Origin of the sequence: Rhodococcus sp. NPDC059179 (assembly GCF_042754885.1) — a bacterium.
GTDB lineage: Bacteria > Actinomycetota > Actinomycetes > Mycobacteriales > Mycobacteriaceae > Rhodococcus_G.
Genome location: NZ_JBHZBV010000002.1, coordinates 25779 through 46330, shown reverse-complemented (window position 1 = coordinate 46330; position 20552 = coordinate 25779). Strand labels below are relative to the sequence as shown.

Below are 20552 nucleotides of genomic sequence, written 5' to 3'. Positions count from 1 at the left end.
GATGTCCGGCACCCCGCTGTTGGCCGTCGCGTTCGCGTTGATCGGTGCGCTGCTGTTCGCCTGCGGATCGGTCGCGCAGCAGAGCGCGGCGGCCGGCGTCGCGGAGGACGACGCCCTGCTCGCCGAGTTGGTCCGGAGCAAACGGTGGTGGGCGGGCCTGGTCGGCGACGGCGGCGGCTACCTCTTCCAGGCGATCGCGCTCGGCGTCGGGTCGGTGCTCGTGGTGCAGCCGCTGATCGTGACCTCGCTGCTGTTCGCGCTCCCCCTGTCCGCCCGGTTCAGCGGCGCCAGGATGACCGCGCGCACCTGGTCGATGGCGGTGGCGCTCGCGGCGGCGCTGGTCGCGTTCCTGATCATCGGGAACCCGACCGAGGGCCACAATTCGGCGGCGATCTCGCACTGGCTGGTCCCGCTCGCGGTGACTCTCGGGCTGGTCGCCGCGGCGGTCGCGACGGCCATGGCCCGGATCGGCCCCGGCCCGCGGGCGCTGCTGCTCGGGTTCGCGAGCGGCGCACTGTACGGCGTCGCGGTCGCCCTGACGAAGTCCGTCATCGACCTGCTGCACCTGGGTCCGGCTGCGGTGCTGGGCAACTGGACGACCTGGGCCCTGGTCGGCGCCGGCCTCACCGGGTTCTACCTCCAGCAGCGCGCGTTCCATGCCGGCCCGCTCTCGGCGTCGCTGCCCGCGATCACCATCGCCGAGCCTCTGGTCGCCGCCTTCCTCGGCTTCGCGGTGCTCGGCGAGCGACTGCGGGTGCACGGCCCTGGCATCGCACTGATCGCCGCCGCCGTCCTCGTCATGGTCCTCACCACGGTCGGGCTCTCCCGGTCCCAGGCGAATGTGACCGCCCACGCGCAGGCGTCGCAGCCGGTACGCTCCTGACACGTGCGCTTCCTCGACGGCCAGACCCCGCCCTACGACCTGACCTACGACGACGTCTTCATGGTTCCGAACCGAACCGACGTGACGTCCAGGTTCGACGTGGACCTGTCCACGGTCGACGGCTCGGGCACCACCATCCCGATCGTCGTCGCCAACATGACCGCTGTCGCGGGCCGCCGGATGGCCGAGACCGTGGCCCGCCGTGGCGGCATCGTGGTGATCCCGCAGGACATCCCCGCCTCCGCCGTCGCGGAGACCGTCTCGTTCGTCAAGAGCCGTCACCTGGTCGCGGACACCCCGGTCGTCCTCGGCCCCGAGGACTCCGTCTCCGACGCGATCGCGCTGCTGCCCAAGCGTGCCCACGGCGCGCTGGTGGTGGTCGAGAACGACCGGCCCGTCGGCGTCGTCACCGAGGCGTCCTGCGCGGACGTGGACCGGTTCGCCCGGCTCCGCTCCGTGGCGATCACCGACTTCGTGACCGCGCCCGTCACCGCGTCCCCTCGTGAGGTCTTCGAGCTGCTCGAGACCAAGCACGACCCGATCGCCGTCATCGTCGAGGCGGACGGCACCCTCGCGGGCGTGCTCACCCGCACCGGCGCGATCCGGGCCGGCATCTACGAACCCGCCCTCGACGCGGCGGGCAAGCTGCGCGTCGCGGCCGCGGTCGGCATCAACGGCGACGTGGCGGCGAAGGCGCGGGAACTGGTCGCCGCAGGCGCCGACGTCCTCGTGATGGACACCGCGCACGGACACCAGCAGAAGATGCTCGACGCGCTCGGCGCCGTCGCGGCGCTCGACCTCGGGGTGCCACTGGCCGCGGGCAACGTCGTCTCCGCCGCGGGCACCAGGGATCTGATCGCCGCGGGCGCGAGCATCGTCAAGGTCGGCGTCGGCCCCGGCGCCATGTGCACCACCCGCATGATGACCGGCGTCGGCAGGCCCCAGTTCTCCGCCGTGGCCGAATGCTCCGCGGCGGCACGCGATCTCGGCGCCCACGTGTGGGCGGACGGCGGCGTCCGGCACCCCCGCGACGTGGCGCTCGCGCTGGCCGCGGGTGCGTCCAACGTGATGATCGGCTCCTGGTTCGCAGGCACCTACGAGTCCCCCGGCGACCTGCGGATGGACCAGGCGGGCAACGCCTACAAGGTGAGCTTCGGCATGGCGTCCAAGCGGGCCGTCGCGGCACGCACCGCCACCGACAGCGCCTTCGATCGCGCCCGCAAGGGCCTGTTCGAGGAGGGCATCTCGAGTTCGCGCATGCGCCTGGACCCGGACCGCCCCGGCGTCGAGGACCTGATCGACCACATCTGTGCAGGCGTGCGCAGCACCTGCACCTACGCGGGTGCACGGTCGGTCGAGGAACTGCACGCCAAGGCGCTGCTCGGGGTCCAGTCCGCGGCCGGCTTCGCGGAGGGTCGCCCGCTGCCGGCTGGCTGGTAGCACCGCCGCAGCTCCACCGTTTCGACGCGCGGCCCGCTCTACCGGATCCGCCGCCTGGCGCCCGGTAGACTGGTGCTCTCCACAAGCGCATACATCCAGCCTTTCCGTACCCATCGGCACCTTCGGGTGCCGGTCTCGCCGTCAGCGGGGTCCGGGGAGCCGATCACCCGACCGGCTCCGGCTGCGCACAACAGAAAGGGACAAGGTGCCCGAGGCACCCACTCACGTCATCGCCGACTCGACCGAGACCGGCGACGAGAGCACCTCTACGGAGGGCTCCTCTACCGAGCCGGGCGACAAACCCGGCGCACAACCCCCATTCGGACCCACGCTCGGCGGCGATAGCTGATGGAAATCGCACTCACCGTCTTGAGCCTGATCGGCTTCGCGGCTCTGACCGCAGGCACCGCGTTGTTCGTGGCCGCGGAGTTCTCACTCACGGCCCTCGAGCGCAGCACCGTCGACGCCCACGCACGCGACGGCGACCGGCGCTCACGCCAGGTGCAGCACGCGCACCGCACCCTCTCGTTCCAGCTCTCCGGCGCCCAGCTCGGCATCACGATCACCACGCTGATCACCGGCTACCTCGCGGAACCGGTGCTGGCCAAGCTGATCGAGCCGCTGCTGACCGTCGTGAACGTCAGCGAAACCGTCGCCAGTGGCATCTCGCTGACGCTCGCCCTGATCCTCGCGACCTCGCTGTCGATGGTCTTCGGCGAGCTGGTGCCGAAGAACCTGGCCATCGCCCTGCCGCTGCAGACGGCGCGGGCGACCGCGGGCCTGCACGCGGGCTTCTCGATGATCTTCAAGTGGGCGATCAACGGGCTCAACGGGACCGCCAACTGGGTGGTCCGCAGGCTCGGCATCGAACCCGCCGAGGAACTGCGCTCGGCCCGCTCCCCCCAGGAGCTGGGCTCGCTGGTCCGCACCAGCGCCCGACGCGGGTCACTCGACGCAGGCACCGCGTTGCTCGTCGACCGCTCGCTGCGATTCGGCGAGCGGAGCGCAGAGGAGCTGATGACCCCGCGGGTGAAGGTCGAGACCCTCGAACTCCGCGACACCGTGGCCGACCTGATCGAGGCCGCGTCCCGGACGGGTTTCTCGCGGTTCCCGATCGTCGACGGCGACCTGGACGACACGGTCGGCGTCGTGCACATCAAGCACGCGTTCACGGTTCCCGCCGCGGGCCGGGCGGCCACCCAGCTGATCACCCTCGCGCAGAAGGTGCCGGTTGTGCCGTCCAGCCTCGACGGCGACGAGCTGATGGAACGCGTCCGGGCCGACGGCATGCAGGTGGCGCTCGTCGTCGACGAGTACGGCGGCACCGCGGGCATGGTGACCATGGAGGACCTGATCGAGGAGATCGTCGGCGACGTCCGCGACGAGCACGACGAGCAGGAGATCGAGGTGCAGCGCAGCGGTGACAGCTGGATCTGCTCGGGCCTGCTGCGCATCGACGAGGTCACCCAGACCACGGGCTACTCGGCCCCGGAGGGCGAGTACGACACCCTCGGCGGCCTCGTCCTGGCCCACCTGGGCCGGATCCCGGAGGTCGGTGACCAGGTGGTCCTGCCCAATCCGGACGGCGAGTACCGCTCCGCCGGAGGGTGGGTCGCCAGAGTCGCCGCGATGGACGGCCGCCGGATCGACCGGGTGGTGCTGACCCCGGTCCCCGACCTGGCCGACCACACCCGCGAGACGAAGGAGCAGGGCGATGAGTGACCTGTTCGCGGTCGTCCTGACCGTCCTGTTGCTGGCGGGCAACGCCTTCTTCGTGGCCGCCGAGTTCGCACTGATCTCGGCGCGACGCGACCGACTCGAGGCACTGGAGGCGCAGGGCAAGAAGCGCGCCCGCACGGTGATCAAGGCAGGCGAGAACCTCTCGCTGATGCTGGCGGGTGCACAGCTCGGCATCACGATCTGCTCGATCCTGCTCGGCCGGGTCGGCGAGCCCGCCATCGCGCACCTGATCGAGGTGCCGATGAACGCGCTCGGCGTGCCCGCCGGTCTGCTGCACCCGATCTCGTTCACCATCGCGCTGTCGCTGGTGGTGATCCTGCACATCCTGCTCGGCGAGATGGTGCCCAAGAACATCGCCATCGCCGGGCCGGAACGCAGCGCGATGCTGCTGGTGCCCACGCACCTGGCGTTCATCCGGCTCGCAGGCCCGCTCATCGCGTTCTACAACCTCTGCGCGAACGCGACACTGCGGCTGATGCGGGTGCAGCCGAAGAACGAGCTCGACACCACGGTGTCCGCGCTGGAGCTCGCCGAGATGATCGGCGAGTCCCGGTCCGAGGGGCTGATCGACGAGGAGGAGCACCGGCGTCTGACGCTGGCGCTGCACACCGCCGACCGGACCGTCGCGGACGTGCTGATCCCCCTCGACAAGGTCCGCAGCGTTCCCTTGACCGCGAACGGGACCACGCTCGGCGCCGTCGAGGAGGCCGTGATCGAGACCGGGTACTCCCGCTACCCTGCACGGCTGGCCGACGGAACGCTGGCCGGGTACCTGCATCTCAAGGACGTGCTCGACGAGGTGGGAGACGTGCACGCGGGACCGGACACGGTGATCCCCCGCTCGGACGTGCGGCCGCTTCCGCAGGTGCAGGTGCAGACCCCGCTCGACGAGGCGCTCGCGACGCTGCGCCGCGCCAGCAGCCACCTGGGGTCGGTGGTCGACGAGACCGGCGAGACGATCGGCATCGTCGCGCTCGAGGACCTGGTGGAGGAGTTCATCGGTACAGTGCGCGACGGCACCCACCGGGTCGACGACGCGGTCCCGGGACAGCGGCCGTCGTGACGTCGGCGCTTTCGGGCGGTCCACTCGTTCTCGCGCAGGACGAGTGGACCGCCCGCCGGCACGCGCATCGGGAGCGGGTGGACGATCTGATCGGCTCACACCTGACCCGCCAGACCCGTGGCGAGAAGCACCCTGTGGTCGACTTCCTGTTCAGCTACTACAGCCTGCGCCCGGCGCAGCTGCGCCGCTGGCATCCCGGCTTCGGGGTGCGCCTGACCGGTCCCGCGGCAGGCGAGTACTGGGACTACTCGGGGTATCGCCGGTGCGAGGACGACACCGCCGAGGCCGATCCCCTGCTTCTCACCCAGCGCCGCTCGATGCTCGAGTTCACCGAGCGCCTGCTCGCCGGCACCGCCGCGCGGCAGGCGCAGCTCGGCTGCTTCGGTCTGCACGAGTGGGCGATGGTGTACCGCGGCGGCAAGGAGGCCGTCCGCCATTCGGGCACCCCGCTGCGACTGGGACCGGATGGCACCGACGCCGTCGTGGAGTCGATGAACCTGCGCTGCACGCACTATGACGCGTTCCGGTTCTTCACCACCGACGCGGTGGGCCGCAACGACACTGCACTCTCGCGCGAGGACCAGGCCGCGCGGGAGCAGCCGGGGTGCCTGCACGCCGGCATGGATCTCTACAAGTGGTGCTACAAGTTGGCGCCGCTGGTCGACTCGGACCTGCTGTTGCGCTGCTTCGAGCTGGCGATGGCCGCCCGCGAGCTGGACATGCGTGCGAGCCCATACGACCTGAGCGGGCTCGGCTACGCGCCGGTCGCCATCGAGACCCCGCAGGGCCGAGCCGACTACGTTCGCGAGCAGTCGGCGCTCGCGGACCGCGCGGCGCCGCTGCGCGCCGAGCTGCTGGAGAAGTGCCGCTCCCTACTGGGCCGTTAGGGTTCGCCCGTCGCGCCCTGGCGGATGACGCCGCGGCTCATCCCGGCCCGCGAGAACCGGGCCGGATCCGGGTCCGGCGGGCGGCTACATTCAGGCCGGAACGACGGTTGTCCCACGGATGAAGGCGGCGCACGTGCAGCTCACTGACGAACACATCGACCCCGACGTGATCGACCTCGACGAGTTCGAACGCCGCAAGGCGTTGTACGGCCCGTTCGCCGAATCGGTGCGGGAGCTCGTCGACGCCACGATTCGAACCGAGGTCGACGACGAGGTGATCCGCGAGGTGCACGCGGCGATCACCGCCGCCACCGCGAAGCTGCGCGCCCGCCAGCTCGACGGCTCGTTCGGGATGCGGACGACCACCACGGGCGAGACCTTCTCCTGGGGCAACGCAGGCGTGGGGCTGCGCAACGCGGCCGCGCCGCCGCTGGTCATCGAGTCCGACGACACCGGTCGGCACTGGACGAACGTGACGCTCGGCGCCGCGTACGAGGGACCGCCGTCACTGGTGCACGGCGGCATCTGCGCGCTGGTCCTCGATCATCTGCTCGGCGTCACGGGGAGCGCGGACGCGCGTCGCCTGACGGGCACCCTGACGCTGCGGTACCTGCGGGGTACCCCGCTCGGCCCGCTGCACGCGGAGGCCCGGGTGGTCAGCGTGGACGGACGCAAGGCGACCGTGCGCGGCACCCTGTCCGATGCCGAGGGCGTGACGGTGGAGGCGGAGGGGATCTTCATCTCACCGGCGCCGTCCGTGTAGTCGACGACCTCGCCACCCGATTCCGAAGGATTCCTCCCGGATCCCGGCGCGAATCCTGCACGATCACACGGTGAAGTTCACCCTCGAAGACATCGACACCGCCGAACTCGACCGGCGCCGGGCGCTGTACGGCCCGCTCACCCAGGCGGTCCGCGACCTCGTCGACGCCACCATCCGCACCGAGGTCGACCACGGGGTGATCCGCGAGGTACATGCCGAGGTCGTCGCCGCCACCGCGAAGCTGCGCGCCAGGCAGATCGACGGCGGGTTCGGGATGCGGTTCACCGCCGACGGCGAGCCGATGGCGTGGGGCAACGCCGGGATCGGGTTGCGCAACGCGCTCGCTCCCCCGTTGTCCGTCGAGGCCGACGACAACGGGGTGCACTGGACCGAGGTGACTCTCGGCGCCGCCTACGAGGGCCCGCCGGGCCAGGTGCACGGTGGGATCTGCGCGCTGGTGCTCGACCATCTGCTCGGCACCACCGCCAGTTCGATCGAACCGCGCTTCACCGGGACCCTGACACTGCGTTTCCGCCGTGGCACCCCACTCGGGCCACTGCGCGCCGAGGCCCGCATCGAGCGCAACGAGGGCCGCAAGACCGTTGTCGTCGGCACCCTGTCGGACGCCGACGGGGTCACCGTCGAGGCCGAGGGGATCTTCATCGGCCCGGCCACGGTTCCGACGTGACGGCGCGCACACCGGGAGTCCCGGGAATCCCCTGCCAACCAGTACGGTTGGACTGTTACCCCACCGAGGCAATCAGCTAGCGGATTACCAGCGAGTAACATGAACGCCGTCTACATGAGCCATCCCCAGAGAAGTGAGGCATTTCATGACTGAGCGCGTGCAGGTCGGTGGTCTTCAGGTCGCCAAGGTTCTCCACGATTTCGTGGGCACCGAGGCTCTCCCGGGTACCGGCGTAGACGCCGACACTTTCTGGGCGGGAGCCGTCAAGGTCATCGAGGACCTCGCTCCGAAGAACAAGGCGCTGCTGGCCAAGCGCGACGACCTGCAGGCGCAGATCGATGGCTGGCACCGCGACCACTCCGGCCCTGCCTTCGACGCCGCCGAGTACAAGGCGTTCCTGCAGGAGATCGGCTACCTGCTGCCCACGCCTGCCCCGTTCAGCATCGAGACCGAGAACGTCGACGCCGAGATCGCGACGACCGCAGGCCCGCAGCTCGTGGTGCCGGTGCTCAACGCGCGGTTCGCGCTCAACGCCTCGAACGCCCGGTGGGGCTCGCTGTACGACGCGCTCTACGGCACCGATGCCATCTCCGAGGCCGACGGCGCGGAGAAGGGCAAGGGCTACAACAAGGTTCGCGGCGACAAGGTCATCGCCTGGGCCCGCGAGTTCCTCGACGCCGCGGCGCCGCTCGCGTCGGGCAGCCACGCCGACTCCAAGCGCTACTGGATCGAGGGGACCGAGCTGAAGGTCGAGCTGACCGACGGCACCGTCACCACCCTCGCGCAGCCGGAGAAGTACGTCGGCTACCTCGGCAAGAAGGACGCACCCACCTCGGTCCTGCTCCGCAACAACGGCTTGCACGCCGAGATCCAGATCGACGCCGACTCCCCCATCGGCCAGACCGATGCGGCGGGCGTCAAGGACGTCGTCCTGGAGTCCGCGCTCACCACCATCATGGACTTCGAGGACTCCGTCGCGGCCGTCGACGCCGACGACAAGGTCGTCGGCTACCGCAACTGGCTTGGCCTGAACCGCGGCGACCTCGCCGAGGAGATGACCAAGGGCGGCAAGGCCTTCACCCGCACGCTGAACGGCGACCGCACCTACACCGCGGCCGACGGCGGCGAGCTGGCCCTGCACGGGCGTTCGCTGCTGTTCGTGCGCAACGTCGGCCACCTGATGACCAACCCCGCGATCCTCGACGCCGACGGCAACGAGGTCCCCGAGGGCATCCTCGACGCGCTCATCACCGGCCTGTGCGCGGTGCACGGCCTGACCATCAGCGACGCGAACGGACCGCTGGACAACAGCCGCACCGGCTCGGTCTACATCGTGAAGCCGAAGCAGCACGGCCCGGAGGAGGTCGCCTTCACCACCGAGCTGTTCGGCCGCGTCGAGCAGGTTCTCGGCCTGCCCGCCAACACGCTCAAGGTCGGCATCATGGACGAGGAGCGCCGCACCACCGTCAACCTGTCCGCCTGCATCAAGGAGGCCAGCAAGCGCGTGGTCTTCATCAACACCGGCTTCCTGGACCGCACCGGCGACGAGATCCACACCTCCATGGAGGCGGGCGCGATGGTGCGCAAGGCCGAGATGAAGAAGCAGAAGTGGATCGGCGCCTACGAAGACTGGAACGTCGACACCGGACTGGCCGCGGGCCTGCAGAGCAAGGCGCAGATCGGTAAGGGCATGTGGGCCATGACCGACCTGATGGCGGACATGCTCGAGCAGAAGATCGGGCACCCGCGCTCGGGCGCGAACACCGCGTGGGTCCCCTCGCCCACCGGCGCCACCCTGCATGCGACGCACTACCACCGCGTCGACGTGTTCGCCGTCCAGGACGAGCTCAAGGGCAAGCCGCGGGCGACCGTCGACGACATCCTGACCATTCCGCTCGCCCCGAGCACCGACTGGTCGGACGCGGAGAAGAAGGAGGAGCTGGACAACAACTGCCAGTCCATCCTCGGCTACGTGGTCCGCTGGATCGACGCAGGCGTCGGATGCTCCAAGGTGCCGGACATCCACGACGTCGCGCTCATGGAAGACCGTGCCACCCTCCGCATCTCGAGCCAGCTGCTCGCGAACTGGCTGCGCCACGGCATCGTCACCGAGGCCGACATCGTCGCCAGCCTCGAGCGGATGGCCCCGGTGGTCGACCGTCAGAACGAGGGCGACGCCACCTACCGCCCGATGGCGCCGAACTTCGACACCAACATCGCCTGGCAGGCCGCCAAGGAGCTGATCCTCGAGGGCGCGTCGCAGCCGAGCGGCTACACCGAGCCGATCCTGCATCGCCGTCGGCGCGAGTACAAGGCCGCGGGCGCCTGACACCACGCGCAGCAGCGACATCACGGCGAAGCCGCCACCCGACCGATCCGGTCGGGTGGCGGCTTCGCCGCTTTCATCGTGTGGCCGAATCGAATCCGTAGACTTTCGATGAGACCGTGATCGATCGCGCAGGGACAGGCGGACATACGTGGGGCAACATCGCGGAGCACAGGGCACCCGGGGGATCAGCAAGGGCCCGGTGATCGCAGTCGGTGCCGTCATCGTCCTCGTTCTCGCGGTGTTCGGCTGGTTCGAGCTCAAGGATCGGATCTCCGCTCAGGGCACCCAGGCCGCCGAGACGTGCGTCGAGGGGCCCGCGGTCCTCGACGTGACCGCGGATCCCGACATCGCCCCCCAGATCCAGACCCTGGCGGACCGCTACACGCAGACCACACCGGTCGTGCGCGACCACTGCATCTCCGTGACCGTCACCGCGACCGCGGCGCAAGCCGTGGTCGACGCGTTGGCCGCGAGCGCCGGTCAGCAGTGGCCCGGTCCCGGACCGGCTCCGGCGCTGTGGATTCCGCAGAGCTCCCAGTCGATCGGTCGGCTCAGCGGGCAGACCGGCCTGATCGACGGCCAGCCGAAGTCCGTCGCCACCTCGCCGGTGCTGCTGGCCGCCCCGGTCGCGCTCGCCGAGGCCCTCACCGAGCCGAGGATCGGCTGGCAGGACCTACCACGCCTGCAGGCGGACCCGAATGCGTTGCAGGGGCTCGGCCTCACCGGCTGGGGCTCACTGCGGCTGGCGCTGCCGACGGGCCCCGGCTCGGATCCGTCCACGCTCGCCGCCGAGGCCGTCGCCGCGGCGGTGTCGGGTGCGGGCGCCGGGCCGGTCACCGAGGCGCAGGCCGCGTCCGCGCCGGTCGTCTCGGCGCTGAGCGCGCTCTCGATCGGCTCCGCTGCGGCGTTCCCGGCGACCGCCGACAGCCCCGCCGTCACCGCGGACGCGCTCGCGGCGCTGGCCGCGCAGCCGGACCCGACGACCGGCACATTGCACGCGGTGGCGGTCACCGAGCAGCAGCTCTACGCCGCCGAGCCGGACACCAACGCCCTCACCGCGTTCCTCCCAGGAGGAGCCACCCCGATGGCCGATCACCCGGCCGCGATCATCGCGGCCGGCTGGGTGGACGAGGCGCGCAACCGGGCGGCGGCGGAGTTCGTCGACTACCTCCGCCAGCCCGAGCAGGCAACGGTGCTGAGGGAGGCGGGCTTCCGCGTCGACGGCAAAACCCCCTCGGCGGTGGGCGCGGTCCCCTTCACCCCCATCGACACGACGCTGCAACCCGCCACCGGCACCGTCGCCGACACGCTGAGCCGAACGCTCACCCATCCGGCGGCGGCCCGCCGATCGACCGTCCTGCTGGATGTCTCGGGATCGATGGCCGACGTCGAGGGCGGCGGTACCCGACTTGCGAACACGACGTCCGCGCTGACCGAGCAGGTCAATCGGACACCGGACTACTCCGACCTGGGATTGTGGATCTACTCCGGAAACTTCAACAGCGGCATGCCGTACAAGACCGTCGTCCCTACGGGGCCGCTCTCCGGCGCAGTCGGCGACGGTATCCGAAGGCAGTCGATCAACTCGGCACTGAGTTCCCTGACGCCCGCCACCTCGACATCCACCTACGCGGCGGTCCAGGCCGCCTACGCGGACGCGGTGAGGGGTTTTGGCGCGGACCGCCCGAACTCCGTACTGCTGATCACCGACGGACCGAACGACGACCCGTCGATCACGCCGCGACAACTGCTGAGTTCGATCGCCGCCTCGTCGGCGTCCGGTAGGCCGGTCCGCATCGACGTCATCACCATCGGCGAGAACTCCGACGCCGATACCCTGCAGTCCCTGGCCGAGCTGACCGGCGGCACAGTGGTCACCGTTGCGACGTCGGACGGACCGGAACTCGAGCAGGCCGTCGGAAAGCTGCTGTCCTGACACATGATCCGAGTTCTCGTCTTCGGCGCGTTCCTCGCGCTCGTCAGTTGGTTGCTGCACCGGCGCCTCACCCGTTCGGTGGGTCTCGGCCCACAGGGCTCACGCACGGTCGCCGTGGCACTCGCCGCGGCGTGGGCGCTCGCCCTGGTCGGGCTCGGCAGCGGCGAGGTCTTCGACCCGTCCTGGGCCCGTGGACCGGCCTTCGCCGGCTGGGTCTGGCTCGCCGTGATGTTGTACCTGGCACTGGGGCTGCTACTGGTCGCCGCCGTGTCCGGCGCCTCTCGGCTGCTCCCCCGGCATCGCGGCGGTGAGTCGAGCGGCCCGGGCCTGACGCGGCGCCGGCTGTTGCGCGGCGCGACCGCTGCCGTCGTGCTCGGATCCTTCGCCGCCGCCGCATACGGCGTCGGCGAGGCCGCCACTCCCCGTGTGCGGCACGTCCGGGTCCCGTTGCGCCGCTTGCCCGCCGAGTTCGCGGGGACGCGGATCGCGCTGGTGACGGACCTGCACGTCGGACCGGCGCGCGGGGTCGGCTTCACCCGCAAGGTGGTCGCCGCGGTGGCCGCGCAGCGGCCGGACCTGATCCTGCTCGGCGGCGACCTGGTCGACGGGACGGTCGCGATGGTCGGCGCGGACCTGGCGCCGCTTGCCGAACTGACGGCCCCGCTCGGGGTGTACGGGGTCAGCGGCAACCACGAGTTCTACGCGGGCGACGGCGGCCGCTGGCTGGACCTGTGGGACCGGCTCGGCATCCACACACTGCGCAACGCCCGCGTCGAACTCAGCCGCGGCGGGGCCGTCGTCGACCTGGCAGGCATCCACGACTTCACCTCGCCTGCGCCGTACGAGCCAGACCTGCGTGCGGCGCTCTCCGGACGCGACCCGGACCGTTTCGTGGTGCTGCTCGCGCACGAACCCAAACAGGCCCTCGAAGCGAACGAACTGGGTGTGGACCTGCAACTGTCCGGGCACACGCACGGCGGTCAGATGTGGCCGCTCGGATACCTGGTGCCGCTGCAGCAACCCTCGGTGACCGGGCTCGACCGGATCGGCGAGACCGTGCTCTACACGAGCCGGGGTGCGGGCGCGTGGGGGCCACCGGTGCGGGTCGCCAGCCCGCCCGAGATCACGATCCTCGAACTGGCCGTCGACCCCGGCTGACCCGCCGTCGCCCGCACTGGGGTCAGAGGCACCAGACCAGATCTGCGGAGCCCGGCAGCGGGACGTCGAAGCAGATGTTCAAAGACCCGTTCCCGAGTGGACGGTTCTCTGCGGAGGCGATCGGAGCGGTGACCGCACCGATCGCGACGACGACTGCGGTGGCGGCGACGGCTCTTGCGAATGTGGAAGACATGGCGTGCACCTTTGGGCTGGACGACGGCGGCTCGACAGCCACCATCCACAATCGTCCTCTGGGTGTGACGCCGTACACAATGACCGTTCGGTTTCCTCACGAGCGCCGCCCCCGACCTCCCCAATGTCACATTGATTCAGCCCGGGCGAACCGGTGTGACATTGGGGAGGTACGGGCGGGGAGGTACGGGCGGGGAGGTACGGGCGGGGGTGCTGTCAGCTGCTGAAGGCCTCGATCGGCGGGCACGAGCACACCAGGTTCCGGTCGCCCTGCGCCCCGTCGATCCGGCGCACCGACGGCCACACCTTGGCCCTGGCCTTGCCCAGTGGGAACACCGCGAGCTCACGCGAGTAGGGGTGGTCCCAGTCGGCGGCCAGGCAGCCCGCGGTGTGCGGCGCACCGCGCAGCGGGTTGTCGTCCACCGGCCACTCGCCCGCGCCGACCCGGTCGATCTCGCCGCGGATGGCGATCATCGCCTCGCAGAACTGGTCGATCTCGTCGAGGTTCTCGCTCTCGGTTGGCTCGACCATCAGGGTGCCCGCCACCGGGAAGCTCATCGTCGGGGCATGGAAGCCGTAGTCCGCCAGGCGCTTTGCCACGTCATCGACGGTGACGCCGGTGTCCTTGGTGAGCTGGCGCAGGTCGAGGATGCACTCGTGCGCGACCATCCCGTTCTCGCCGGTGTAGAGCACCGGAAAATACTCGTCCAGCCGACGCGCGATGTAGTTCGCCGACGCGATCGCGGTCAGCGACGCCCGCCGCAGCCCGGTCGCCCCCATCATCCGGATGTACGCCCAGGTGATCGGCAGGATCGACGCGCTTCCGTAGGGTGCCGCCGAGACCGGGCCGCAGCCGCCGAGCTCCGGCGCCATCGGGTGTCCGGGCAGGAACGGGGTCAGGTGTGAGCGGACGCCGATCGGGCCGACACCCGGTCCGCCGCCACCGTGCGGGATGCAGAAGGTCTTGTGCAGGTTCAGGTGGCTGACGTCGCCGCCGAAGCGTCCGGGCCGGGCCAGACCGACGAGCGCATTGAGGTTCGCCCCGTCGACGTACACCTGTCCGCCGGCGTCGTGCACGGCCGCGCAGATGTCGGCGACCTCGTGCTCGTACACGCCGTGCGTGGAGGGGTAGGTGATCATGATGGCCGCGAGCCGCTCGGCGTGGTCGGCGATCTTCGCCTTCAGGTCCGCCAGGTCGACGTCGCCGTTGGGGCGGCAGGCGACCACCTCCACCCGCATGCCGACCATCACGGCGGAGGCCGCGTTGGTGCCGTGCGCGCTGGACGGGATCAGGCACGTGTCGCGATGGTCGTCGCCGCGGCTGAGGTGGTAGTTCCGGATGGCCAGCAGGCCCGCGTACTCACCCTGGCTGCCCGCGTTCGGCTGCAGGCTCACGGCGTCGTAACCGGTGATCGCCGCCAGCCAGCCCTCGAGATCGTTGATGATCCGCAGCATGCCGGGCGCGTCCGTGGTCGGCGCGAACGGGTGCAGTCCCGCGAACTGCGGCCAGGTGATGGGCTCCATCTCCGCGGTCGCGTTGAGCTTCATCGTGCACGAGCCGAGCGGGATCATGCTCCGGTCCAAGGCGATGTCCTTGTCCGAGAGCATCCGCAGGTAGCGCAGCATCGCGGTCTCGGTGCGGTGCTTGGTGAAGGCGGGATGGGTCAGGTAGTCCGAGGTGCGCGCCATCGCGGCGGGCAGCGACGGGGCCGCTTCCTCGGCGTCCGGCCGGACCCCGAAGGCCGCGAACACGGACTCCAGGTGCGCGTCGGTGGTGGCCTCGTCGCACGAGATGCCGACGTGGTCGGCGTCCACCAGACGGAGGTTGACGTTCCATCCCTTTGCGTTCTCGACGATCGCCGCCGCCCGGCCCGGCACCCGGGCCAGCACGGTGTCGAAGAACGACCCGTGCACGATCTCGACGCCCTTCGAGCGCAGCCCGGTCGCGAGGGCGACCGCACGCCCGTTCACGCGCTCGGCGATCGCCTTGAGCCCGTCGGCGCCGTGGTAGCTGGCGTACATGGCCGCCACGATGGCCAGCAGCACCTGGGCGGTGCAGATGTTCGAGGTGGCCTTCTCCCGGCGGATGTGCTGCTCGCGGGTCTGCAGCGCCAGCCGGTACGCGGGATCGCCGTCGGCGTCGACGGACACACCGACGAGGCGGCCGGGCAGCTGACGGGCGTGCTTGGTGTGTACCGCCAGGTACCCGGCGTGCGGTCCGCCGAAGCCCATCGGGACGCCGAATCGCTGCGTGGTGCCGAAGCAGGCGTCCGCGCCGAGCTCGCCGGGGGGCGTGAGCAGCGTCAGGGCCAGCAGGTCGGCGCCGACCGCGACCAGGCCGCCGCGTTCGTGTGCGGCAGCGATCAGGTCGGTGTAGTCGACGACGCGCCCGGAGGAACCGGGGAGCTGGGCGAGCACGCCGAAGAACTCGCCCTCGGGCAGGCCCTGGCTGAGGTCGGCCTCCACCAGCTCGATGCCGAGCGGGGTGGCGCGGGTCTCGATCACGGCCCTGGTCTGCGGGAACAGGTCGGCGTCGATGACGAAACGAGGGGACTTGCTCTTGTTGGCCCGACGCAGCAGGGTCATCGCCTCGGCGGCAGCGGTGCCCTCGTCGAGCATCGACGAATTCGCGACCTCCATGCCGGTGAGGTCGGAGACCATGGTCTGGAAGTTGAGCAGCGCCTCGAGCCGGCCCTGGCTGATCTCCGGCTGGTACGGCGTGTACGCCGTGTACCAGGCGGGATTCTCGAGCAGGTTTCGCACCAGCACCGGCGGGGTCAGGGTGTCGTAGTAGCCGAGACCGATCATTGAGGTCGCGACGGTGTTCCCGGCGGCCAGCTCGGACAGCTCGGCGAGCGCCTCGTGCTCGGACAGCGCGACGGGCAGTGCGCTCAGGCCGTCGCTGATCCCGTCGGTGACGGTGTCGAGGATGCTCGCGGGGACGGCCTTTCCGGCCATCTCGTCCAGGTTGCCGACACCGATCACTCCCAGGATCCGCTCGAGCTCGGCGGAATCGGGGCCGATGTGGCGGTCGACAAATGAACGAGTTCTGGCGTCTGACAAGGCAACTCCCGCGGCTGAAGGATCGTAGGCGCGTCCGACTCGACCCGTGCCGGGCCGGCGGAACGTTCCTCCCCCTCTGTCGCCTGCTCGTCGCCGCGAGCGCCTGAGAGATTGAGGGCCGCTGAGTTCGGCCCCTTTCCCCGTGGGCGGGTGGGTGCTCCCACCGCTTTCCAGAGACGTCGTAGCCCGCACGGTCCTCGGTGCCTGAGAGATTGACGGGGAGGTATTGCTCCTTCGGCGTCCGGATTGTGCTCCGGAACTCTCCCATGCGGCGGCGACGTACCCCGAATTCTAGGCTACGTTTGGCCCCTTTTGCTCCCACGGACCCGTTGGACAGGTGTGCCGCGCGCCACGTCGAGCGGGTGCGACGCCGGGACGGCCTATCCGGTCTTGCGGCCTGCCCGGTTCTTGCGCCGCGACGCGAGCTCGTCCTCCGGGCTCAATTCGCTCTCGCCACCGTCGGCACGCTCCGCCGGGAAATCCGCGATCGTGCCGGTGAGCTCGCGCATCGCGCCGCTGACCGCGATCCCGAATACGCCCTGTCCGCCCTGCAGCAGGTCGACGACCTCCTCGGCGGAGGTGCACTCGTAGACGGTGGTGCCGTCGGAGAACAGCGTGATCTTGGCCAGATCGCCCACCCCACGCTGACGCAGGTGGTCGACGGCGACCCGGATGTTCTGCAGCGAGATTCCGGTGTCCAGCAATCGCTTCACGATCTTGAGAACCAGGATGTCCTTGAACGAGTACAGGCGCTGACTCCCGGATCCCGCGGCTCCGCGGATCGACGGGACGACCAGCGAAGTGCGCGCCCAGTAGTCCAGTTGCCGGTAGGTGATGCCCGCGATCTGACACGCGCTCGGCACCCGGTATCCCACCAGGTCGTCCGGCACCGAGTCATCGGGAAAGAGGCCCGGCTGAACATCCTCGACACCCACGGACGGGGCGAGGCCGCGCTGAGGCTCTTGCGGATGATCTCCCACTGACTGCTCCCTCTCGCATGGAATTCCATACCGTGGATTCGACTCAGACTACGCCTCGGGGCGAATCACATGGTGTGCGTTCGATGGATCAAAGCTATTGCGACGATTGACCTGGGTCAACGCAACACGCCGAAGCCTAAACCTCAACTTGAGGGTGAGACCGAACTGTTGCCCAGGGCAGTATCTCGACGCCGTCTCACGACAGCGGGATCACACTAACCGTCGGTTGCCTTGAAATCGTCCGGCGACACGGATTCGAGGAATTCTTTGAACTTCTCCACCTCGTCCTCGCGCTCGTCGGGCATCACCAACCCGGCCTCCGCCAGCACCACTTCCTCCGCGTAGATCGGAACACCAGCCCGCAGGGCGATTGCCACCGAATCGGACGGCCGGGCAGAGACCCTCAGGTCGTTGTCGAAAACCAGGTCGGCGTAGAAGGTGCCCTCCTGCAGGTCGACGATCCGAACCTCGCGCAGGGTGTTGCCGAGCGCCGTGATGAGCGTGGTGATCAGGTCATGGGTGAGCGGCCGCGCCGGCTCAACGCCCTGCTGCTCGAGGGCGATCGCGGTGGCCTCCGTCTGACCGATCCAGATCGGCAGGTACCGGTCGCCGTCGGTCTCCCGCAGCAGCAGGACGGGCTGATTCTGTGGCTGCTCAACACGAATCCCGATCACACGCATCTCGCTCATCGCGTCTGCCTCCCGTCTGCTCGGCCTCACGGCATCGACCGCACCAGTCGCATGAAGCCGTACCCAAATTCTAAGCGAACCCGGCCACCCATTCGACTCTCGCCGAGTAGGTGCCGGTCGTCGCGTGTTCCGTGCAGGGATTTGTCAGCGGTCGAGCGCGCCGCGGACAGCTGCCTTCACCAGACAGGTGTGCAGGGTGAGCGACAGCGCGGCGAGCTCACGCACCATCTCCTCGGCCCGATCGCGCGCTCCCGCGTCTCTACCCTTCGCCACGGGACCCGCGATCTGGGCGACCAAACCGGCCTCCCGGTCGGCCGCGAGCTTGAACGCACGCAGGTGCCGCACCTCGAGTCCGAACTCGGACATCGCCTTTGCCGCCCGGGCGAGGGTGACCGCGTCCTCGTCGAAGAAGCCGGCGACGCCCGGCACGATCAACCCACTGCGCAGCAGTTCCGACAGGAACGCCTCGTCCGCACCCGATCGTGCGATCAGGTCGGTCCGACTGATCCGGATCTCACGGTTGGCCCGGAACTCCTCCGGCGAGACCTCGCCGGGCGCGATGGCCAGCGCCCGGGGCCGCCGCGGGGCGGACTCCGTCGACCCGACCACCGCGACGCCGCTGTCGATCGCCTCGAGCTGTTCCTTGATCACCTTCAGTGGCAGGTACTGATCGCGCTGCGCGGTGAGCACGAAACGCAGCCGTTCGCAGTCGGTCAGCGAGAAGCGGCGGTAGCCCGACGGCGTCCGCTCGGGACTGATCAGCCCCTCCGCCTCGAGGAAACGAATCTTCGAGATGGTGATGTCGGGAAAATCGGGACGTAGCCGATCCAGGACGGAGCCGATCGACATCCCGCCCTCGGTCCGCTGCCCGACCGCGGTCATCAGCTACCCGTACCCGCAGCCGAGTTGCCGGCGCCGCGGGGGCCGGTGAGGTACACGAGTCGGAACTTTCCGATCTGGACCTCGTCACCGTTGACGAGGGTGGCCGAGTCCACCGGCTCGCGGTTGACATAGGTGCCGTTGAGGCTGCCGACGTCGACCACCTGGAACTCGTTCTGGTCCTGCCGGAACTCGGCATGCCTGCGACTGACCGTGACGTCGTCGAGGAAGATGTCGCTGTCCGGGTGGCGGCCGGCCGAGGTGGTGGGCTGGTCGAGCAGGAACCGGGAGCCCGCGTTGGGGCCGCGCTTGACGACGAGGAGCGCCGAACCAGCGGGCAGGCCCTCCACTCCGGAGACCTGCTCAGCGGACTGCGGAGCAGCGGTCGTGCTGTCCAACTCGTTGAGGAAATCCGCCCGGAAGACCGACGTTGTCTCGGCCGGCGACTCTCCAAAAACCGCGTCGCTGTCGTTCTCGCTCACCGTTTCTCCTCCTGAAGTCCGATCGGCCCGGGAATCCCCCGGACAAATCTTCTCGACACAATCACATTCCGATACGGACCTACGCCCCGACAAGGACGGATGCGCTCCCTATTGACCGTACCCTGCGAATGCCACTCACGTGGGCACTCGCAGGTCGATCAACGCGTGTCCTAGCCGCCTGCGATGGCCTCGTAACCCTGCGCGTCCAGCATCTCGGCCAGCGCGGCATCGAGAGTCGCCTCGTCAGCCACCTCGAGATCCACCAGCCAACCGTTTCCGTACGGCTCGGAGTTCACCAGTTCGGGGCTGGTCTCCAAATCCGCGTTGGCCACAATGACTTTCGCGCTCAACGGAGCGTAGATGTCGGACACGCTCTTCGTCGACTCGACCTCACCGAGCGACTCGCCGGAGACCACAGCCTCACCGGCCGCGGGAAGCTGCACGAAGACGACATCACCGAGCTGCGACTGCGCGAAGTCGGTGATCCCGATGCGCACGGTCGCCGGCCCGGTCCGCTGCACCCATTCGTGCTCGGCCGTGTAGTGCAATTCGGCCGGGATGTTGGTTTCACTCAAGGTGAGAAGTCCTTTCGATCTCGTCCGGCACGCGCGAATGCCGCGCGCGCCGGATTCAGTTTCCTGGCTGAGCGTATTGACGTGGCTTCGTCTCCCGCAAGGCGGTGATCGTGACCTGCTGAGATTGCTCGACGGCCAGTCGGCCACCGCTGCGCGCGACAGTGTCGATCACGCCGCCGGGAATGTTCAGTGCCGCCGCCAGAGTCGGCGGGTCGCCGATCGCGAGCACCTCGTACGGTGCCCTCAGCTCGGTGCCGTCCACCCTGACCTGACCGGCGGTCCCGGTGACCCAGGAATCGACCCCGATCCGAACCGGGTCTCCCCCGTCACCGCGGATCGAGATCGCTTCGGCGCCTGCCGCCCGCAACTCCTGGATGAGGTCCAAGATCACCTCGGAGCCGACGCCCTTGCTCGGGTCCGCCACGGTCAACACGACACCGGGCCCGGCGGCGGGGACGGCGCCCACCTGGATCGACAGCGCGGTCAGTCGGGCCCTTGCCTCGTCCAACGCGGCCTGGGACCCGCCGCCGCTGCGTTGCAGGGTGGCGAGGGTCTCCTCGAGACCGGCGATCTCCTGCCGCAGCGAGGCCTCTCGCTGACCCAGATTGTCGAGCAGCACCAGCAGATCCGCTGGACGCGCCGAATCGAGGGTGTCACCGGAACCGGTGGTCCTCACCTGGGTGGCGATGGCGATCCCGAGCGCGGCCAGGAGCAACACCGCCAGCACCCCGAAGACGAACCTGGACCGTCGCGCCGACGCGGACAGCTCGGTGTGCCATTCATGCTTGCCCTCATGCCCGTTCAC

At 69.7% G+C, this 20552-nt stretch carries 18 protein-coding genes and 1 riboswitch; of the genes, 10 read left to right on the top strand and 8 right to left on the bottom strand.

Annotated elements, in window-relative coordinates; genetic code table 11:
- Position 1 precedes the first annotated feature (1 nt).
- The 10 genes from ACFXMV_RS05300 to ACFXMV_RS05255 all read left to right on the top strand — a co-directional run bounded on the left by ACFXMV_RS05300 (position 2) and on the right by ACFXMV_RS05255 (position 12887).
- Positions 2–883 (top strand): DMT family transporter, encoded by an 882-nt coding sequence (locus ACFXMV_RS05300; RefSeq protein ID WP_378499503.1) that lies wholly within the window; start codon positions 2–4, stop codon positions 881–883.
- Positions 884–886: 3 nt separating this feature from the next.
- The gene (locus ACFXMV_RS05295; RefSeq protein WP_378499504.1) at positions 887–2323 is read left to right on the top strand and encodes a GuaB1 family IMP dehydrogenase-related protein; all 1437 of its coding nucleotides are present in this window, start codon (positions 887–889) and stop codon (positions 2321–2323) included.
- Between the two features lie 348 nt (positions 2324–2671).
- Entirely contained in the window at positions 2672–4045 is a 1374-nt protein-coding gene (locus ACFXMV_RS05290) for a hemolysin family protein (RefSeq protein WP_378499505.1), read from the top strand.
- Positions 4038–5126 (top strand): hemolysin family protein, encoded by a 1089-nt coding sequence (locus ACFXMV_RS05285; RefSeq protein ID WP_378503166.1) that lies wholly within the window; start codon positions 4038–4040, stop codon positions 5124–5126. The genes ACFXMV_RS05290 and ACFXMV_RS05285 overlap by 8 nt, the downstream gene beginning before the upstream one ends.
- Positions 5123–6013: a 3-methyladenine DNA glycosylase gene (locus ACFXMV_RS05280; protein ID WP_378499507.1), complete on the top strand. Its 891-nt coding sequence runs from the start codon at positions 5123–5125 to the stop codon at positions 6011–6013. The genes ACFXMV_RS05285 and ACFXMV_RS05280 overlap by 4 nt, the downstream gene beginning before the upstream one ends.
- A gap of 133 nt (positions 6014–6146) precedes the next feature.
- The gene (locus tag ACFXMV_RS05275) at positions 6147–6776 is read left to right on the top strand and encodes a PaaI family thioesterase (protein ID WP_378499508.1); all 630 of its coding nucleotides are present in this window, start codon (positions 6147–6149) and stop codon (positions 6774–6776) included.
- 70 nt (positions 6777–6846) lie between these two features.
- A complete protein-coding gene (locus ACFXMV_RS05270) occupies positions 6847–7464 on the top strand; it encodes a PaaI family thioesterase (RefSeq protein WP_378499509.1) in 618 nt (205 codons plus the stop codon).
- 145 nt (positions 7465–7609) lie between these two features.
- Positions 7610–9793 (top strand): malate synthase G, encoded by a 2184-nt coding sequence (locus ACFXMV_RS05265; protein ID WP_378503167.1) that lies wholly within the window; start codon positions 7610–7612, stop codon positions 9791–9793.
- 148 nt (positions 9794–9941) lie between these two features.
- Positions 9942–11729 carry a substrate-binding domain-containing protein gene (locus tag ACFXMV_RS05260; RefSeq protein WP_378503168.1) on the top strand — a complete coding sequence of 596 codons (1788 nt, stop codon included), beginning with the start codon at positions 9942–9944 and terminating at the stop codon, positions 11727–11729.
- Between the two features lie 3 nt (positions 11730–11732).
- Complete coding sequence (locus ACFXMV_RS05255) at positions 11733–12887, top strand: metallophosphoesterase (RefSeq protein WP_378503169.1); 1155 nt, start codon at positions 11733–11735, stop codon at positions 12885–12887.
- A gap of 22 nt (positions 12888–12909) precedes the next feature.
- Here the strand turns inward: ACFXMV_RS05255 and ACFXMV_RS05250 are convergent, their stop codons facing one another.
- From ACFXMV_RS05250 to ACFXMV_RS05215, 8 genes are all read right to left on the bottom strand, one after another.
- Complete coding sequence (locus ACFXMV_RS05250) at positions 12910–13080, bottom strand: hypothetical protein (RefSeq protein WP_378503170.1); 171 nt, start codon at positions 13078–13080, stop codon at positions 12910–12912.
- Between the two features lie 215 nt (positions 13081–13295).
- The gene (gene gcvP, locus ACFXMV_RS05245; RefSeq protein WP_378498553.1) at positions 13296–16142 is read right to left on the bottom strand and encodes an aminomethyl-transferring glycine dehydrogenase; all 2847 of its coding nucleotides are present in this window, start codon (positions 16140–16142) and stop codon (positions 13296–13298) included.
- 181 nt (positions 16143–16323) lie between these two features.
- A riboswitch (glycine riboswitch) is annotated at positions 16324–16419 on the bottom strand.
- A 103-nt stretch (positions 16420–16522) separates the two neighbouring features.
- Positions 16523–17122 carry a MerR family transcriptional regulator gene (locus ACFXMV_RS05240; protein WP_378498554.1) on the bottom strand — a complete coding sequence of 200 codons (600 nt, stop codon included), beginning with the start codon at positions 17120–17122 and terminating at the stop codon, positions 16523–16525.
- Positions 17123–17337: 215 nt separating this feature from the next.
- The gene (locus tag ACFXMV_RS05235; protein WP_378498555.1) at positions 17338–17811 is read right to left on the bottom strand and encodes a bifunctional nuclease family protein; all 474 of its coding nucleotides are present in this window, start codon (positions 17809–17811) and stop codon (positions 17338–17340) included.
- A gap of 144 nt (positions 17812–17955) precedes the next feature.
- Positions 17956–18693, bottom strand: coding sequence for a MerR family transcriptional regulator (locus tag ACFXMV_RS05230; protein WP_378498556.1), 738 nt, complete (start codon positions 18691–18693; stop codon positions 17956–17958).
- Positions 18693–19172: a glycogen accumulation regulator GarA gene (gene garA / locus ACFXMV_RS05225; protein WP_378498557.1), complete on the bottom strand. Its 480-nt coding sequence runs from the start codon at positions 19170–19172 to the stop codon at positions 18693–18695. Before garA ends, ACFXMV_RS05230 begins: the two co-directional genes overlap by 1 nt.
- A 170-nt stretch (positions 19173–19342) precedes the next feature.
- Positions 19343–19747: a glycine cleavage system protein GcvH gene (gcvH, locus tag ACFXMV_RS05220; RefSeq protein ID WP_378503171.1), complete on the bottom strand. Its 405-nt coding sequence runs from the start codon at positions 19745–19747 to the stop codon at positions 19343–19345.
- Between the two features lie 55 nt (positions 19748–19802).
- Entirely contained in the window at positions 19803–20552 is a 750-nt protein-coding gene (locus tag ACFXMV_RS05215) for a DUF881 domain-containing protein (RefSeq protein WP_378503172.1), read from the bottom strand.

Coding starts and splice junctions, on each gene's coding strand:
- ACFXMV_RS05300 (WP_378499503.1), top strand. CDS start 2: ATGTCCGGCACCCCGCTGTTGGCCGTCGCGTTCGCGTTGATCGGTGCG.
- ACFXMV_RS05290 (WP_378499505.1), top strand. CDS start 2,672: ATGGAAATCGCACTCACCGTCTTGAGCCTGATCGGCTTCGCGGCTCTG.
- ACFXMV_RS05285 (WP_378503166.1), top strand. CDS start 4,038: ATGAGTGACCTGTTCGCGGTCGTCCTGACCGTCCTGTTGCTGGCGGGC.
- ACFXMV_RS05265 (WP_378503167.1), top strand. CDS start 7,610: ATGACTGAGCGCGTGCAGGTCGGTGGTCTTCAGGTCGCCAAGGTTCTC.
- ACFXMV_RS05255 (WP_378503169.1), top strand. CDS start 11,733: ATGATCCGAGTTCTCGTCTTCGGCGCGTTCCTCGCGCTCGTCAGTTGG.
- ACFXMV_RS05250 (WP_378503170.1), bottom strand. CDS start 13,080: ATGTCTTCCACATTCGCAAGAGCCGTCGCCGCCACCGCAGTCGTCGTC.
- ACFXMV_RS05235 (WP_378498555.1), bottom strand. CDS start 17,811: ATGAGCGAGATGCGTGTGATCGGGATTCGTGTTGAGCAGCCACAGAAT.
- ACFXMV_RS05230 (WP_378498556.1), bottom strand. CDS start 18,693: ATGACCGCGGTCGGGCAGCGGACCGAGGGCGGGATGTCGATCGGCTCC.